Here is a 15,131-nt window from a genome sequence, read left to right on the forward strand (position 1 = left end):
ACCGGCTCGGCCAAATGGCCGACGGCACCGAAGCGTAAGGCTTTGCGCGGCTCTTACTCCTTGTCCGCGTAAGGGTTTCGGCTCGACCGAAACTCTATGCGAAGTGGAGTGCCGACGAGTCCAAAAGTTTCACGAAAACGACCTTCCAGATATCGCTTGTACGTATCCGTGACTGCATCGAGCGCGTTGCCGTGCACGACGATGATCGGCGGATTTTGCCCGCCCTGGTGCGCGTAACGCAGCTTCGGGCGTACCGGACCGCGGCGACGCGGCTGCTGAAACTCCACCGCCTCGATGAGCGCGCGCGTCAGCTTCGGCGTCGGAAGCTTGGCCATCGCGGCAGCGTAGGCGTCGTCGACCGATTTCATCAGTGCGCCGATGCCCGTCTTCTCCAGCGCGGAAACGTAGTGGAATTTAGCAAAGTCCAAAAACTTGAGCTTGCGCGTCAGGTCCGACTTCGTGCGCTCACGCACATGCGAATCCAGACCGTCCCACTTGTTCACGCCGACCACCAGCGCGCGTCCCTGCTCGACCACGAATCCCGCGATATGCGCGTCCTGCTCGGAAATGTCCTGCTGCGCATCGAGCAGGAGGATGACGACGTTGGCGTCCGCGATCGACTGCAGCGTCTTCACGACCGAAAACTTTTCGATCGCTTCGAACACCTTGCCGCGCCGGCGCAAACCCGCCGTGTCGATCAACGTGTATTTGCGGCCTTGACGCTCGAAATCAACATAGATCGAATCGCGCGTGGTGCCCGGCATGTCGAACGCGATCACGCGCTCTTCGCCGATCAGCGTGTTCACGAGCGTCGACTTGCCGACGTTCGGACGCCCGACGATCGCGATCTTGACGCCGTGCTGCGCCTTCTCTTCTTCCGTCTCTTCCGGCTGATCCTTGTACGCGATGTCGAGCGCGTCGTTGATCATCTCGAGGACGCCGTCGCCGTGCGCCGCCGAGATCGCGCGCGGATCGCCGAGGCCGAGTTCATAGAAGTCCGCCGCGACGGCCGAGTACTTCATGCCCTCGGCCTTGTTCACGACGAGAAAGAGCGGCCGGCCGGTCTTGCGAAGATAGTCGGCGATCGACTTGTCCTGTGGCGCGAGCCCGTTGCGTCCATCGACGATGAACACGACGATGTCGGCCTCTTCCACCGCCTGACGCGTCTGTCGCGCCATCTCGTGCAGAATGCCGTCCTTCGCCACCGGCTCGAAGCCGCCCGTGTCCACCACGAGATACGGACGTTCTCCGCCCACGCGACCTTCGCCGTAGTGACGATCTCGGGTGAGGCCCGGCAAGTCCGCGACGAGCGCGTCGCGCGAGCGCGTCAGCCGATTGAAAAGAGTCGATTTCCCAACATTGGGGCGCCCGACGAGGGCAATCACGGGTTTCATCTGAGTTTGTTCAAGGTTGAACGCAAGGCGAACGCGGAACGGGCGGTACAAATGTCTCGTTGCGTTCCGCTACGCCGCGCAATGGCTGCGCTTGTCGAAAATTAGCATGGATTCGGCCTGCCGCACGCGAGGCGCGCCGGTTGGCCGGATCGTCGGCGGTCGTTCGCCGGTCTTGCCTCGTTCGAGGCTCTTTTTTGCGCGGCGCCTTCGCGTGACGCGCTTCGTTCTTGCGACCCTGCTTTTGCATGCGGGGTTTATCGCGCGGCGCACACGGCGCAGCGCTTCTTTCTCGTGCGGCCCGTCGTGGCGAGCCTGCCGCACCGCGTAAAGCCGTCGGCGCGCTTGCTGCTGAAGGCCGCGAGAGCATGACCCGCTCGCGGCCCGGATCGGATCAGTTGCCCGGACGGAAACCGTAGAGATCGCCGTCATGCGTCTGCACGACGAGCGTGTTGCCCGCCAGTACAGGCGCCGCGGTGATCGCGCTGCCGTCGGTCGACGCGCGGCCGACCAGTTCGCCGTTCTCCGCGCTCAGGAAGTGCACGAAGCCCTTGTAGTCGCCCACGACGACCGCACGGCCGAGAATGAACGGCACGCTGACCGTGCGATTCTTCAGCACGTCCGTCTTCCAGAGCTGCGAGCCGTCCGAGGCGCGGAACGCATTGACGACCGACCAGTCGTCGCCCGCCGCCACCACTTGCTCGTCCTGCGCGAGGCCGCTGTCGCTCGAGAAGTTCTTTTCCCACACCGGCCGACCCGTGTTCGCATCGAAGCAGCCGATGCGGCCCTGGAACGTCACCGCGCAGGTCTGCGCGCCGACGAGTCCCGGCGCGCCGGTCACGTCGTTGATACGCTCGACTTCGGTCACACCCTTCGGATACGAAACCGGCGCCTGCCAGTAGGCGTCCCCCGTCTGCAGATTGATCGCCGCGAACGTGCCGCCGGGGAAGCCCGCGAGCACGGCCTGATTGCCGGCGAACGTCATGCCCGCCGCGACACGCAGATTCAGCGGCACCGCGCGCAACTGGAACACCCACTTCTGCTCGCCGGTCTGCGCATTGAATGCGATGACCTTGCCGTCGATCGTACGCACGATCACGAGATCGTTGCCGACGAGCGGCGGCGAAACGATCTCGCCCGGCGCAGTGGCCGTCCACAGGAGCTTGCCGTCGGCGCCGAGCACGTCGACCTGGCCCTTCAGGCCGCCCACGGCCGTCAGATTGCCGTCGCTGCCGACGCCCGCCGAAAGATCGTCCTTGAGCTTGATGCGCCAGACGTCCTGGCCGGTCTTCGAATCGATCTTGGCGACGGTGCCGTTCGCACCCGCGGCGAAGACGTAATCGCCCACCGCGACCGGCGAGAACAGATAGCGGCCGGCCTTGCCGACACTCGCCTTCCACGTCTGGTTGACGTTCAACACCGGCTTGAAGTCCGCGAGCGGTACCGGCACGCGGCGTTCATCCTTGGTCGACGAGCAAGCGGTCAACAAGACGGTCATCGCGCAGGCGAGCGGCACGGCGTAGCGTTTCAAAAAAGTCATCGGTGGACGCAACATGAATTGGTGAATCGGGTTGATCGGCGCTGCCCGCCGCATCGCTTCGACGCGACGCCGTGGCGGGGCAACTGGATTGACTGATGGCTGGATCGACGGATATCGACTGAGACGACGCGGATCAGCCGCCGAGCGCATCGAGCTTGAACTGGATCAACTGACGCGCGGACGTGTCGTTTTCGGGCAGCGTTTCCAGCGCGACCTTGTAGGCCGCGCGCGCGTCGTCGCGTTTGCCTTGCGCGGCGAGCAGGTCGCCACGGCGATCCGCGATCACGCCTTTGAACGCGTCGAGCGGCTGATCCGCGAGCAGCTTCAGCCCTGCGTCGTAGTTCTTCTCGTCGAGCAGCACGAGCGCCAGACGCAACTTGGCGATCTGCTTGTACTCGTCGTCCTTCGCGTGATCGATGGCCCATTGCAGCTGCGCCTTCGCGCCCGCAGTGTTGCCTGCCATGTAAAGTGACTTCGCCGCCGCAAGCGCGGTCATCTGCGCGTAACCGGTGCTGCCGAACTTGTCTTCCATGTCCGACGCGACGCGCGCGACCAGCGCCTGGTCGTTACCGTTCACCGCCTGCTGCAAATGGTCGTACAGCACCGACGCTTCGGCCGCCTGACGGCGCTGCCAGAAATTCCACCCGTTGTACCCGGCCGCAATAACGAGCGCCACGAGCACGACCCACGTCGTGGTGTTACCCCATTTGGCCCACCAGGCCTTTACGCTTTCAACTGATTCTTGTTCGTCGTGATAGCTCATCGTCCAGCTATTCCTTCCTGCGTTTCAATTCCCTCAACGAGGGCCGCGCGCGATACCGGATCGTCTGGATCACGGCCGATGCGCGCGGCAAGGCGCCTGAATCTCAGGCACCCTCGTCATCGGCGGTTGCAACCATCGCATTGATTAGGTATTCGGTCAAGTCTTCCGCCGGAACGTTGACTTGCTCATTCTTTTGGCCGCCCGACGTTTCGTCGACCGAACGACGCAGCGGCTTGACGCCGATCATACCTTGCGCGAGCTCGTCCTCACCGAGCACCACGGCGAACGCCGCGCCGCTCGCGTCGGCCTTCTTCATCTGCGACTTGAAGCTCGCGGACGCGCCGTCCGGGCTGCAATGCAGGATCACGTCGAGGCCCGTGTCGCGCAGACGCTCGGCGACGATGAACGCATGCTCCGCCGCCTTTTCGCCCTGGTGCACGACGTATACGTCCGTGCCTTCCGCCTCCGGCACGAGTTGCTCTTCCTTCAGCAATTCGAGGATACGCTCGACGCCCATCGCCCAGCCGCACGCGGCCGTCGGCTTGCCGCCCAGTTGCTCGATGAGCGGATCGTAGCGGCCGCCGCCCGCGACCGTGCCCTGCGCGCCGAGCTTGTCGGTGACCCACTCGAACACGGTGAGGTTGTAATAGTCGAGCCCGCGCACGAGACGCGGATTGATCGTGAACGGAATGTTGTTCGCCTTGAGCAGACGCTGCACGCCTTCGAAGTGCTTGCGCGATGTCTCGCCGAGAAAGTCGACGAGCTTCGGCGCGTTCTGCGCGATCTCCTGCATGGCCGGATTCTTCGTGTCGAGCACGCGCAGCGGATTCGTGTAGAGACGACGCTTCGCTTCCTCGTCGAGCGAATCGACGTGCTTCTCCAGATACGCGATCAGTTCCTTGCGATGCGCCGCGCGCTCTTCCGCCTGACCGAGCGAATTCAGTTCGAGGCGAATGCCGGTGAGTCCGAGGTCGTCCCAAAGACGCTGGCACATCAGGATGATTTCGGCGTCGGTATCCGGACCCGCGAAGCCGAGCGCTTCCACGCCGACCTGATGGAACTGGCGATAACGCCCCCGTTGCGGACGCTCGTGACGGAACATCGGGCCGACGTACCACAGGCGCTTCGGGCCGTCGTACAAGAGGTTGTGCTCGATGGTCGCGCGCACGACCGCCGCGGTGTTCTCCGGGCGCATCGTCAGATGCTCGCCGTTCAGCGCATCGGTGAAGCTGTACATCTCTTTCTCGACGATGTCGGTCACTTCGCCGATTCCGCGCGTGAACAACTGCGTATGCTCGACGATCGGCGTGCGGATGTTCTGATAGCCGTATGCGCGCAGCATCGACTTGACGGTGGTCTCGAAGAAATCCCACAACGCGGCATCCTGCGGGAGGATGTCGTTCATGCCCTTCACGCCGCTCAGCTTCTCGAGCCGTTTCTTCTGTTCAGTCATCTGTCTTCAAAGGGTTGCGGTGGACGTCGCTTCACGCTTGCCGGCTTCTTGCCCGTAAGTGCGCTCGACATAGTCGCTGACGATTTGCTGGAATTCCTCGCCGATGCGTTCGCCGCGCAGCGTCTTCACCTTCACGCCGTCGATGAACACGGGCGCGGCCGGATTCTCGCCCGAACCCGGCAGGCTGATGCCGATGTTCGCGTGCTTCGATTCGCCCGGTCCGTTGACGATGCAGCCCATCACGGCGACGTGCATCTTCTCGACGCCGGGGTACTGGTCGCGCCATGCGGGCATCGAGCTGCGCAGGTACGTCTGAATCTGCGACGCGAGCTCCTGGAACAGCGTGCTCGTCGTGCGGCCGCAGCCAGGGCACGCGATGACCATCGGCGTGAAGGAGCGCAGGCCCATCGTCTGCAGGATTTCCTGGCCGACGACGACTTCACCGGTGCGCGCGCCGCCCGGCTCCGGCGTGAGCGAGATGCGAATGGTGTCGCCGATGCCTTCCTGCAGCAGCACCGAAAGCGCCGCCGTCGACGCGACGATGCCCTTCGAGCCCATGCCCGCTTCGGTCAGGCCGAGGTGCAGGGCGAAGCTGCACCGCTTCGCGAGTTCGCGGTACACGGCGATCAGATCCTGCACGCCGCTGACCTTGCACGACAGGATGATCTTGTCGCGGCCCAGACCCAGCTCGACGGCGCGCTCGGCCGAGCCGATCGCCGACTGGATCAGCGCTTCGTACATGACGCTCTGCAATTCCCACGGCGTCGATCGCGCGGCGTTCTCGTCCATCATGCGCGCGAGCAGATCCTGATCGAGACTGCCCCAGTTCACGCCGATGCGCACCGGCTTGTCGTACTTGATCGCGGCTTCGATCATCTGCGCGAATTGCGTGTCGCGCTTTGCGCCCTGGCCGACGTTGCCGGGATTGATACGGTACTTCGACAGCGTCTCGGCGCACGCGGGATAGTCGCGCAGCAGCAGATGGCCGTTGTAGTGGAAGTCGCCGACGAGCGGCACCGCCACGCCCATGCGATCGAGCTGCTCGCGGATATGCGGCACGGCTGCGGCCGCTTCCGGCGTATTCACCGTGATGCGCACGAGCTCGGAGCCCGCCTGCGCCAGTTCCTTGATCTGGATGGCGGTGCCGATCGCGTCGGCGGTGTCGGTGTTGGTCATCGACTGCACGCGCACCGGCGCGTCGCCGCCGATCGTCACGAGCTGGCCGCCCCAGCGCACGTCGACGGCATGCGATGAACGGCGCGTCAACGGACCGCCGAAGACCGGCTCGGTCGAACAAATCTTGCTGCTGATCAGGGATTGAGCTTCGGATTGCATCGAAAAACCCTTTGGCAACCTTGCCGCCGATCCGGCGCCGGGTTGCGTGTGTGGAACCTCAAACGGGCGTCACGGCTCGCACCGTGACGCCCTCGACTTGCCCGTCGCGCGGGACCCGTCGATCTCGCAAACTCAAGGCAGCGAGAGACGCGCGACGTTTCCGCGTGCGGATGAATAGCGCTTGGCATCGACGGGTTCGTCGTCGACCGACAACGACTCGACGCCCTTCACGTTGCCGACGGTCACCTTGAACGGCGCCTCGCCTTCCACGCGCTGCGTGTTGCCCGCATGGACGAGGCCCGAATAGAGTTCCTTGCCGTCCTTGCCGCGCACGCTGAACCAGCTATCTTCCTTCACTTTCAACTCGATTGCGCTCGACCCGCTGCCCGCGACGGCCGGCGCGGATGCCGCCCCCGTCGTGGCAGCCGACGCGGCCTTCGCCGCCGCGGCGGGTGCTGTCGCGACCGGTGCGCTCGCGCCCTGGATCGCGGACAGCGCAGGCGACGAAGCCGGCAGTGCGCTAGTGCCGAGCGGACGCGGCATCGGCTGCTCGCCGGGTGCGCCCGCCACTTCCGGCAGCGACGCTTCGCCGGTATTCGCCGCGGCGGCCTCGTCGGGCGTAGGCGCCGACGCCGTGCCCGCCGCTTCGTTCGATGCCGGTGCCGACATCGACGACAGGCCCATGCCCGTCGTCGTTTTCAAGCGCGCGAGCCAGTTGCTCGAATCGCCGCCGGTGTGCCACATCACGAGCGCCGCGAGCACGACGATGACCGCCAGGACACCCCACATCCACGAACGCTTGCGGCCCGACGCATTGCCGAGCGGCACCGACACGCGTCCGCGCGGCAGACCCGCCCCCGCCGACGCCGGCACCTTCAGATTTTGCTCGATCTCGCCGCCACCGCGCCGAAACGCCTGCGTGAATGGGGCTGGATCGGCACCTAAAATCTTCGCGTAGCTGCGCACGATGCCCGCAGCGAACGTGCGGTCCGGCAAATGGCTGATATCGCCCGCTTCGAGCGCAAGCAGTTTCGGCGGCGAAACCTTCAGGCGCGCGGAAACGTCGTCGATAGACCACGCTTTCGCCTGACGGAGCTGAGCGAGACGCGCGCCGACCGCCTGTATCGAGTCCAGTGACCCCGTCTGGCTCGCATTCGATGCCGCCCCTTCCGCGCCGGCCTGACCGTCGTACTGATCGCCGGACCGGTTACCGGAATGACTGCCGAAAGGCGTCGGGTGCTGCGGCTCACTCATGCCAAATTCCTCGCATCGATTCTTTTATATAGCGCTGTTACGTCGTTCGGTTGAAAAACCACGAGAACGATACAACTCCGGCGCCATTGCAGACCGCTTTATAACAAAATGTTCGGCTTTTAGTACCGCATCCAGACGCTTTGTGCGCCTTGCCGCTGCGGCATTTTCCCGTTCGAACGCCCCGTCAGACCGGCCGCACCTCGATCGTCCGGCTTCCCGCGCGGCCCATGCGCTCGGCAAGACGCGTGCGGTCCTGCACCGCGCCCGCGAGTTGACCACAGGCGGCGTCGATATCGTCGCCGCGCGTCTTGCGCACGGTAGTGACGACACCCGCGTCGATCAGAACCTGCGCGAAACGCTTGATCTGCTCGTTTTTCGAGCGCGTCAAACCCGATTCGGGAAACGGATTGAACGGAATGAGGTTGAACTTGCATGGCACGTCGCGCGTCACGGCGAGCAGTTCGCGCGCGTGGTCTTCGGTGTCGTTGACGCCGTCGAGCATGCAATATTCGAACGTGATGAAGTCGCGCGGCGCGACTTTCAGATACCGCTGGCACGCGGCCATCAACTCGCGCAGCGGGTACTTCTTGTTGAGCGGCACCAACATGTCGCGCAGCGGATCGTTCGGCGCGTGCAGCGATACGGCGAGCGCCACCGGTAGGTCCGCGGCGAGGCGGTCCATCATCGGCACGACGCCGGAGGTGGACAATGTCACGCGACGGCGCGACAGCCCATAGGCGTTGTCGTCGAGCATAAGGCGCATGGCCGGCACGACGGCGTCGTAATTGAGCATCGGCTCGCCCATGCCCATCATCACGACGTTCGTGACGACACGCTCGCCCTTGCCCGGCCCGCCGACCTCGCGCCCGAGCGATTTGCGCAACGCGAACTCGGCCATGCGCAACTGACCGATGATCTCGCCCGTGGTGAGGTTGCGGGAAAAGCCCTGCTTGCCGGTGGAACAAAACCGGCAGTTCACCGCGCAGCCCGCCTGCGACGACACGCACAGCGTGCCGCGCGTCTCTTCGGGGATGAACACCGTTTCGACCGCGTTGCCGTTACCGACGTCGATCAGCCACTTGCGGGTGCCGTCGGCGGAAACGTGGTCGCTGATGATGTCGGGCATCGCCATGTTGGCGCGGCCCTTGAGCTTTTCGCGAAGCGATTTCGCGAGATCCGTCATGCCGTCGAAATCGTCGGCGCCGTATTGATGGATCCAGCGTTGCAACTGCTTGGCGCGAAACGGCTTTTCGCCCAGGCTCGCGCAATACGCGGTGAGCCCGGCGGCGTCGAGATCGAGAAGATTGACGGTGCTGCTGCTCGTCATGTCGAGATGTGCCATTTCAGATTGCGAAGCCCGGAACATGTGCAGTCCGGGACCGTTCGCGCCAATTTCTGCTTTATTACGACTTCTTGTGCGTCGCGGCGCGATGCCATGTTGACCATACGGCCAGCATGGCGACCAACGCGAAAATTAACGCGAGTAAACGTTCACTTGCGGGAAGAAGAACGCAACTTCCTGCGCAGCCGTTTCCGGCGCGTCCGAACCGTGAACCGCGTTCGCATCGATGCTGTCGGCGAAGTCGGCGCGGATCGTGCCCTTGTCCGCCTTCTTCGGGTCGGTCGCGCCCATCAGGTCGCGGTTCTTCAGGATGGCGTTTTCGCCTTCCAGCACCTGGATCATCACCGGACCGGAGATCATGAATTCCACGAGGTCCTTGAAGAACGGACGTGCAGCGTGCACGGCGTAGAACTTTTCCGCGTCGGCGCGCGACAGATGAACCATGCGCGACGCGATGATCTTCAGACCCGCGTTCTCGAAACGGCTGTAGATCTGGCCGATAACGTTCTTTGCCACTGCGTCCGGCTTGATAATCGACAGGGTGCGTTCGATCGCCATGAAAAACTCCAAAAAATGAACGGTTTACGGATTAAAACGAATCGACAATTGTAGCATGAAGCAAGGTATGATTGCGATTGAAACCTTACGGCGCCGTAAGAATCAAACAATGCGACGACGGAAACCTCTGGACGGCCGAATCAGCCATTCGAACTATTGAATTCGGCGCGCGCCGGGGCCATATTGGAGCAAAACGCTGCGTTGCAACGGGGACCGGGCGAGGCGGCGAACGCACCTGCGCGGTCCTAATACTGGTTTAAGTCGGCGCACCTTATCATTCGTATGTGACGGATGTCGCGAGAAGACCAAACGACAGACAATTGGAGCAAGGAGAAACCATGAACGAATCACCCTACAGCTTTGGCCGTAATGGCAGCGTCACCTCGGTCGAGACGCGCAACCGCGTGCTACGCAACACCTACTGGCTGCTCGCGCTCTCGATGGTGCCGACCGTGTTCGGCGCGTGGGTCGGCGTCGCGACGGGCTTTTCGCTGTTCGCAGCCACTAGCCCGGCGATGAGCTTCATCGCGTTCCTCGCGATCGCATTCGGCTTCATGTTCGCCATCGAAAAGACCAAGAACAGCGGCATGGGCGTGGTCGTTCTGCTCGGCTTCACGTTCTTCATGGGCCTGATGCTCTCGCGCCTGCTGAGTTTCATTCTCGGCTTCTCGAACGGACCTCAGTTGATCATGATGGCCTTCGGCGGCACGGGCGTGATCTTCGCGGCCATGGCGACCATCGCCACCGTCAGCAAGCGTGATTTCTCGGGCCTCGGCAAGTTCCTGTTCATGGGCGTGATCGTCATTCTGCTGGCCGCGTTCGCGAACATCTTCCTGCAACTGCCCGCGCTGATGATGACCATCTCGGTGCTCGCAATCGTCATCTTCTCGGCGTACATGCTGTTCGACGTACAGCGCGTGGTGAACGGCGGCGAGACGAACTACATCAGCGCGACGCTCGCGATCTACCTCGACCTGTACAACGTGTTCACGAACCTGCTGGCGTTGCTCGGCATTTTCGGCGGCAACCGCAACTGATCGACGTTTCAATCCGCGGAAACGAAAAACCGGCCCGAGGGCCGGTTTTTTTTGTGACTTCAAACTGCCGTATCCCGTCTAGTCGCGCTCGAACAACGCAATCGATTCGACGTGCGACGTGTGCGGGAACATGTTCACCACGCCTGCGCCCTTCATCCGGTAACCCGCCTCGTGCACGAGCAGGCCGGCATCACGCGCGAGCGTCGCCGGATTGCACGACACATAGACGATGCGTTGCGGCAACGGCCCGTCGCCGCTCTGGGCGATCTCCGCGAGCGCCTTCGACACGGCAAGCGCGCCTTCGCGCGGCGGATCGACGAGAAACTTGTCGAAGTGGCCGAGCGCGCGCAGGTCATCGGCGGTCACTTCGAAGAGATTTCGGCACGCGAACGACGTATGCCCGTCCACACCGTTGGCCTTCGCGTTCTCCAGCGCGCGGGCCGTCAGCGCCTCGCTGCCTTCGATTCCGACGACTTCGCGCGACACGCGCGCGAGAGGCAGCGTGAAATTGCCGATACCGCAGAACAGGTCGAGCACGCGCTCCGACTGCTTCGGCGCAAGCAGGCTGAGCGCCCGGCTCACCAGCACGCGATTGATCTGGTGATTCACCTGCGTGAAATCGGTAGGCTTGAACGGCATGCGGATATTGAATTCCGGCAGCGTGTAAGCCAGCTCGCGATCGAGCGGATAGAACGGATAGACGGTATCCGGGCCCTTCGGCTGGAGCCACCATTGAACGCCGTGCTCGTCGGCGAAGGTGCGCAGGAGCGCTTCGTCGGCTTCGGTCAGCGGCTCGAGAATGCGCAACACGAGCGCTGTCACATCCGACCCGACCGCGAGCTCGATCTGCGGCATGCGATCGCGGATCGAAAGCGCCGCCACCAGATGACGCAGCGGCACGAGCATCGCCGAAACGTGCGGCGGCAGCACTTCGCAGCTCGTCATGTCGGCGACGTAGCTACTCTTGCGCTCGTGAAAGCCGACCAGCACGCCACCCTTCTTTTCGACGTGCCGCACGGTCAGGCGCGCGCGATAGCGGTATCCCCACGACGGCCCGTGAATCGGCCGGAACATGACTTCCGCGCGCAGCTTCGACAGATGTTGCAGGTTGTCCTCGAGCACGCGCTGCTTCACCGCGATCTGCGCGCGCACGTCGAGATGCTGCATCGAGCAGCCGCCGCAGATGCCGAAAAACTGGCACTTCGGCTTCGCGCGGATCACGCTCTCGCGCAGCACGCTCACCACTTGCGCCTGCTCGAAGCTCGGCTTCTTCCGGAAGCTCGAATAGCTCACTCGTTCGCCCGGCAGCGCGCCTTCGACGAAGATGACCTTACCCGGCTCGCCGTCTTCGTTGACCGTGCGGCCGACGCCGCGCGCTTCCATGTCGAGCGACTCGATTTCGAGCTCGGGCGCGACGAAGTCGGGATCGGGCGTGACGAATTTCGCCGGCGCGGCGCGGCGGCGATGCTGGTTTTTTCGAGCGGCTTCAGACACCTGCGTACTTCCTGGCTAACGAATGGGCAAAGGCGAGATTGTAGACGAACGTCACCGCTTCGCCGTGCCTAGTTCCCGAATGCCGCGAGATACTCGGCCCAATGCGGCGACGATTCCTGCGCGAGCGCGTTCTTGACGAAGTTGATTTCGTCCGCGTACTCGTCGGGTGTGAAGCCGCCGCGCATCATCTGGAAACGACAGTACATCAGATACGTGTTGACGACATCGGTCTCGCAATAGTTGCGGATTTCCTCGATGTGGCCATCGCAATACGCCTCCCAGACCTTGCCGCCGTCCATGCCGAGCTTGCCGGGAAAGCCGCACAGTTTCGCGAGCGCATCGAGCGGCGCGTTGGCGCGCGCCTGATACATCGCGAGCACGTCCATCAGATCGATGTGCCGCATGTGATAGCGGCTGATGTAGTTATTGAACTTGAACTCGCGGTCGTCCTGACCGAGATCCCAGTAGCGCGGCGCGGCTATGCCGTGCACGAGCGCGCGGTAATGGAGCACGGGCAGATCGAAGCCGCCGCCGTTCCACGACACGAGTTGCGGCGTGTATTTCTCGATCACGCGATAGAACGACTGGATGAGCGCGGCCTCGCCGTCGGCCGTCGTGCCGAGCGAGCGCACGCGAAAGCCGTTATTGTCGCGAAACACGCATGAAATCGCCGCAACGCGCTGCAGATGATGCGGCAGGAAATCATTGCCGACGCGCTCGCGGCGCGCTTCGAACGCATGTTCGGCGACCTCCCGGTCGGAAAGATCGTCGGGCAAATCTTCGAGACGGCGAATGCCGTCGACATCGGGGATGGTCTCGATGTCGAAAACGAGAATCGGTGTCATTGAATCCTGAAGCGCGACGCCCCGAACTCGAAAGGCGTCGCTAGTGCGTTAAAGCACGGCGTCCTTGCGAACGCCGTTGGATGCGAAAAAGCGCTTGAGCCGCACGAGCGCCTCTTGCTGGATCTGGCGCACACGCTCGCGCGTGAGGCCCATTTCGTCGGCGAGCTCTTCGAGCGTCGCGGGCTCGATATGGTTCAGCCCGAAACGCCGTTCTATTACGTGCCGGTGTTTATCGGACAGACGCGACAGCCACAGCCGCGTCAGCGATTCGAGCTCGCGATGCTGGACTTCCGCGTCGGGCGACTGGCTCTGGTCGTCGGAAAGCAGGTCCAGCAGGCTGCTGCCGGGATCGAGGTCGAGCGGCGCGTCGAGCGAAGCCGTGTGTTCGTTGAGCGCGAGAATGTCGGTGACTTCCTCGGGCGTCTTGCCGGTGAGATACGCGATATCGTCGATGCTCGCGTCGCGGCGCTCGGGCGCGACGCTGTCAGTCGAATTGGCGGAATTTTTTTCCAGATGACGCTTCGCGCGCAGCACCTGGTTCAGCTCGCGAATCACGTGCACCGGCAGACGCACCGTGCGCGCCTGATTCATGATCGCGCGTTCGATGCTCTGGCGGATCCACCAGGTGGCATAGGTCGAAAAACGAAAGCCGCGCGTCGGATCGAATTTCTCGATAGCGTGCATGAGGCCGAGATTGCCTTCCTCGATCAGATCGAGCAGCGGCACGCCGCGATTGAGATAACCCTTCGCGATACTGACGACGAGCCGCAGATTGCGCTCGATCATCACCTGCCGCGCGTCGAACTCGCCCGCCTTCGCGAGCCGCGAATAGCGCTGCTCTTCCTCGACGGTGAGCAGCGGCTTCACGCTGATGCGGTTCAGGTAATGCTGGATCGTGTCGGCCGTGAGCTCGGCCTGCAAAAGCGAGCGGAAATCGTCGGCGTCCGGTGCGGCATCGGTCGCGCCTTCGCCCGCTTCGTCGCTGCTTTTTGCCCGGTTGCCGCCCTCTTCGTCGGAGTCGACATCGACATCGACGTTATCGATGTCGTCATCTTGAGTCGAAGCACCGTCTTCCACCGACACTTGCAAAGGTCGGCTGATCGTCTCAGTCTCGGCTTGCGGCAGGCGGCGCTTCGTTTTTGGCATGATGGTTTCGCTTTATTGCGGCGGCAAATACTTCAGTGGGTCAACAGGTTTTCCCTGCCGGCGAACTTCGAAATGCAACATCACGCGGTCCGAATCGCTGTTCCCCATCTCAGCGATCTTCTGCCCTTTAGTTACCGCGTCCCCTTCTTTTACCATCAAAGCACGGTTATGTGCATACGCGGTAAGAAAAGTCGCGTCGTGTTTGATGATAATGAGATTGCCGTAGCCGCGCAGCCCATTTCCGGAGTAAACCACTCGGCCATCCGCCGACGCGTTGACCGCATCTCCCGCCGCACCGCCAATATTCAAACCCTTGTTCTTCGCGTCGTCGAACGTGCCGATGATCGGGCCGCGCGCCGGCCAGATGAACGCCGGCTGCGCAGCCGCCGCCGTCGCGTTCGCATCCGCGCCGGGCGCCGGTGCCATGGCCGCCGCCGCGCCGGCCGTTCCGGCCGCCGCGCCCGTGCCCGCCATCCCTGAATTCGGACCGTAATACGGCGGCTGCGCGGCCGCACCCGGCTGCGGCGTCGCGTAGGCGTTCGCGCCGTTGAGCGGCTGCGTCTGCACGCCGCCGCCCACGATCGGCGCGGTCGCCACACCGGGCGTCGCCGCCGCGACGTTCGCGCCCGGAGGCGCCACGCGCATCAACTGGCCGACTTCGATCTGGTTCGGGTTGGTCAGGTTATTCCACGTCGCGATGTCGTGATAATTCTGACCGTTTTCCAGTGCGATCCGATATAGGGTGTCGCCCGGCTTCACACGGTAATAGCCCGGTGGCGGCGGGCCGTTGTCCGGCGTCTGCGCCGCTGTCGTGCTGATGGGCGCGCCCGTTCTGTCGACGACCGGCGCCATGTCCATGCGCGTCGAACACGCCGCCAGCGCGGACAACGCCAGCACGCACACGCCGCGCTGCGCCGCGCTTAAGGCTTGGTCCGCACTTCCTTCTCGCAAAGCACGCAGGATACTCATCGGT

The 15,131-nt window shown here is 63.4% G+C and carries 13 protein-coding genes; 1 reads left to right on the forward strand and 12 read right to left on the reverse strand.

Translation table 11 applies throughout. The features are described from left to right. Window positions 1–53: 53 nt before the first annotated feature. From der to ndk, 8 genes are all read right to left on the reverse strand, one after another. A complete protein-coding gene (gene der / locus U4Y90_RS19635) occupies window positions 54–1,394 on the reverse strand; it encodes a ribosome biogenesis GTPase Der (RefSeq protein ID WP_321796962.1) in 1,341 nt (446 codons plus the stop codon). 391 nt (window positions 1,395–1,785) lie between these two features. Continuing rightward, window positions 1,786–2,931 carry an outer membrane protein assembly factor BamB gene (gene bamB, locus U4Y90_RS19640; RefSeq protein ID WP_321796963.1) on the reverse strand — a complete coding sequence of 382 codons (1,146 nt, stop codon included), beginning with the start codon at window positions 2,929–2,931 and terminating at the stop codon, window positions 1,786–1,788. Between the two features lie 133 nt (window positions 2,932–3,064). After that, a complete protein-coding gene (locus U4Y90_RS19645; RefSeq protein ID WP_321796964.1) occupies window positions 3,065–3,694 on the reverse strand; it encodes a tetratricopeptide repeat protein in 630 nt (209 codons plus the stop codon). Between the two features lie 103 nt (window positions 3,695–3,797). Beyond that, entirely contained in the window at window positions 3,798–5,147 is a 1,350-nt protein-coding gene (gene hisS / locus U4Y90_RS19650; RefSeq protein WP_321796965.1) for a histidine--tRNA ligase, read from the reverse strand. Between the two features lie 6 nt (window positions 5,148–5,153). Continuing rightward, complete coding sequence (gene ispG, locus U4Y90_RS19655; RefSeq protein ID WP_321796966.1) at window positions 5,154–6,482, reverse strand: flavodoxin-dependent (E)-4-hydroxy-3-methylbut-2-enyl-diphosphate synthase; 1,329 nt, start codon at window positions 6,480–6,482, stop codon at window positions 5,154–5,156. 132 nt (window positions 6,483–6,614) lie between these two features. After that, a complete protein-coding gene (locus U4Y90_RS19660; protein ID WP_321796967.1) occupies window positions 6,615–7,736 on the reverse strand; it encodes a RodZ domain-containing protein in 1,122 nt (373 codons plus the stop codon). Between the two features lie 184 nt (window positions 7,737–7,920). Then, window positions 7,921–9,063, reverse strand: a complete 1,143-nt coding sequence (gene rlmN / locus U4Y90_RS19665) for a 23S rRNA (adenine(2503)-C(2))-methyltransferase RlmN (protein ID WP_321797156.1) — start codon at window positions 9,061–9,063, stop codon at window positions 7,921–7,923. Window positions 9,064–9,210: 147 nt separating this feature from the next. Then, a complete protein-coding gene (ndk, locus tag U4Y90_RS19670; protein WP_008349368.1) occupies window positions 9,211–9,636 on the reverse strand; it encodes a nucleoside-diphosphate kinase in 426 nt (141 codons plus the stop codon). Between the two features lie 338 nt (window positions 9,637–9,974). Here ndk and U4Y90_RS19675 point away from each other — a divergent pair, with 338 nt between their 5' ends. After that, window positions 9,975–10,673, forward strand: coding sequence for a Bax inhibitor-1/YccA family protein (locus U4Y90_RS19675; RefSeq protein WP_321796968.1), 699 nt, complete (start codon window positions 9,975–9,977; stop codon window positions 10,671–10,673). Between the two features lie 78 nt (window positions 10,674–10,751). On the opposite strand, the gene rlmD is transcribed toward U4Y90_RS19675, so the two are convergent. The 4 genes from rlmD to U4Y90_RS19695 form a co-directional block, all read right to left on the reverse strand. Then, on the reverse strand, window positions 10,752–12,167 hold the full coding sequence (gene rlmD / locus U4Y90_RS19680) for a 23S rRNA (uracil(1939)-C(5))-methyltransferase RlmD (protein ID WP_321796969.1): 1,416 nt from the start codon (window positions 12,165–12,167) through the stop codon (window positions 10,752–10,754). Window positions 12,168–12,235: 68 nt separating this feature from the next. Further along, on the reverse strand, window positions 12,236–13,012 hold the full coding sequence (locus U4Y90_RS19685; RefSeq protein ID WP_321796970.1) for a 3'-5' exonuclease: 777 nt from the start codon (window positions 13,010–13,012) through the stop codon (window positions 12,236–12,238). Window positions 13,013–13,060: 48 nt separating this feature from the next. Beyond that, window positions 13,061–14,158: an RNA polymerase sigma factor RpoS gene (rpoS, locus tag U4Y90_RS19690; protein WP_321796971.1), complete on the reverse strand. Its 1,098-nt coding sequence runs from the start codon at window positions 14,156–14,158 to the stop codon at window positions 13,061–13,063. A gap of 12 nt (window positions 14,159–14,170) precedes the next feature. Further along, entirely contained in the window at window positions 14,171–15,127 is a 957-nt protein-coding gene (locus tag U4Y90_RS19695) for a peptidoglycan DD-metalloendopeptidase family protein (RefSeq protein ID WP_321797157.1), read from the reverse strand. Between the last annotated feature and the right edge of the window lie 4 nt (window positions 15,128–15,131).

Source organism: Caballeronia sp. J97 (assembly GCF_905220305.1).
Classification (GTDB): domain Bacteria; phylum Pseudomonadota; class Gammaproteobacteria; order Burkholderiales; family Burkholderiaceae; genus Caballeronia.

Bases quoted from the DNA above. Each gene is read 5' to 3' on its own strand.
- der (WP_321796962.1), bottom strand. From the start codon at position 1,394: ATGAAACCCGTGATTGCCCTCGTCGGGCGCCCCAATGTTGGGAAATCG.
- bamB (WP_321796963.1), bottom strand. From the start codon at position 2,931: ATGACTTTTTTGAAACGCTACGCCGTGCCGCTCGCCTGCGCGATGACC.
- U4Y90_RS19645 (WP_321796964.1), bottom strand. From the start codon at position 3,694: ATGAGCTATCACGACGAACAAGAATCAGTTGAAAGCGTAAAGGCCTGG.
- hisS (WP_321796965.1), bottom strand. From the start codon at position 5,147: ATGACTGAACAGAAGAAACGGCTCGAGAAGCTGAGCGGCGTGAAGGGC.
- ispG (WP_321796966.1), bottom strand. From the start codon at position 6,482: ATGCAATCCGAAGCTCAATCCCTGATCAGCAGCAAGATTTGTTCGACC.
- U4Y90_RS19660 (WP_321796967.1), bottom strand. From the start codon at position 7,736: ATGAGTGAGCCGCAGCACCCGACGCCTTTCGGCAGTCATTCCGGTAAC.
- rlmN (WP_321797156.1), bottom strand. From the start codon at position 9,063: ATGACGAGCAGCAGCACCGTCAATCTTCTCGATCTCGACGCCGCCGGG.
- ndk (WP_008349368.1), bottom strand. From the start codon at position 9,636: ATGGCGATCGAACGCACCCTGTCGATTATCAAGCCGGACGCAGTGGCA.
- U4Y90_RS19675 (WP_321796968.1), top strand. From the start codon at position 9,975: ATGAACGAATCACCCTACAGCTTTGGCCGTAATGGCAGCGTCACCTCG.
- U4Y90_RS19685 (WP_321796970.1), bottom strand. From the start codon at position 13,012: ATGACACCGATTCTCGTTTTCGACATCGAGACCATCCCCGATGTCGAC.
- rpoS (WP_321796971.1), bottom strand. From the start codon at position 14,158: ATGCCAAAAACGAAGCGCCGCCTGCCGCAAGCCGAGACTGAGACGATC.
- U4Y90_RS19695 (WP_321797157.1), bottom strand. From the start codon at position 15,127: ATGAGTATCCTGCGTGCTTTGCGAGAAGGAAGTGCGGACCAAGCCTTA.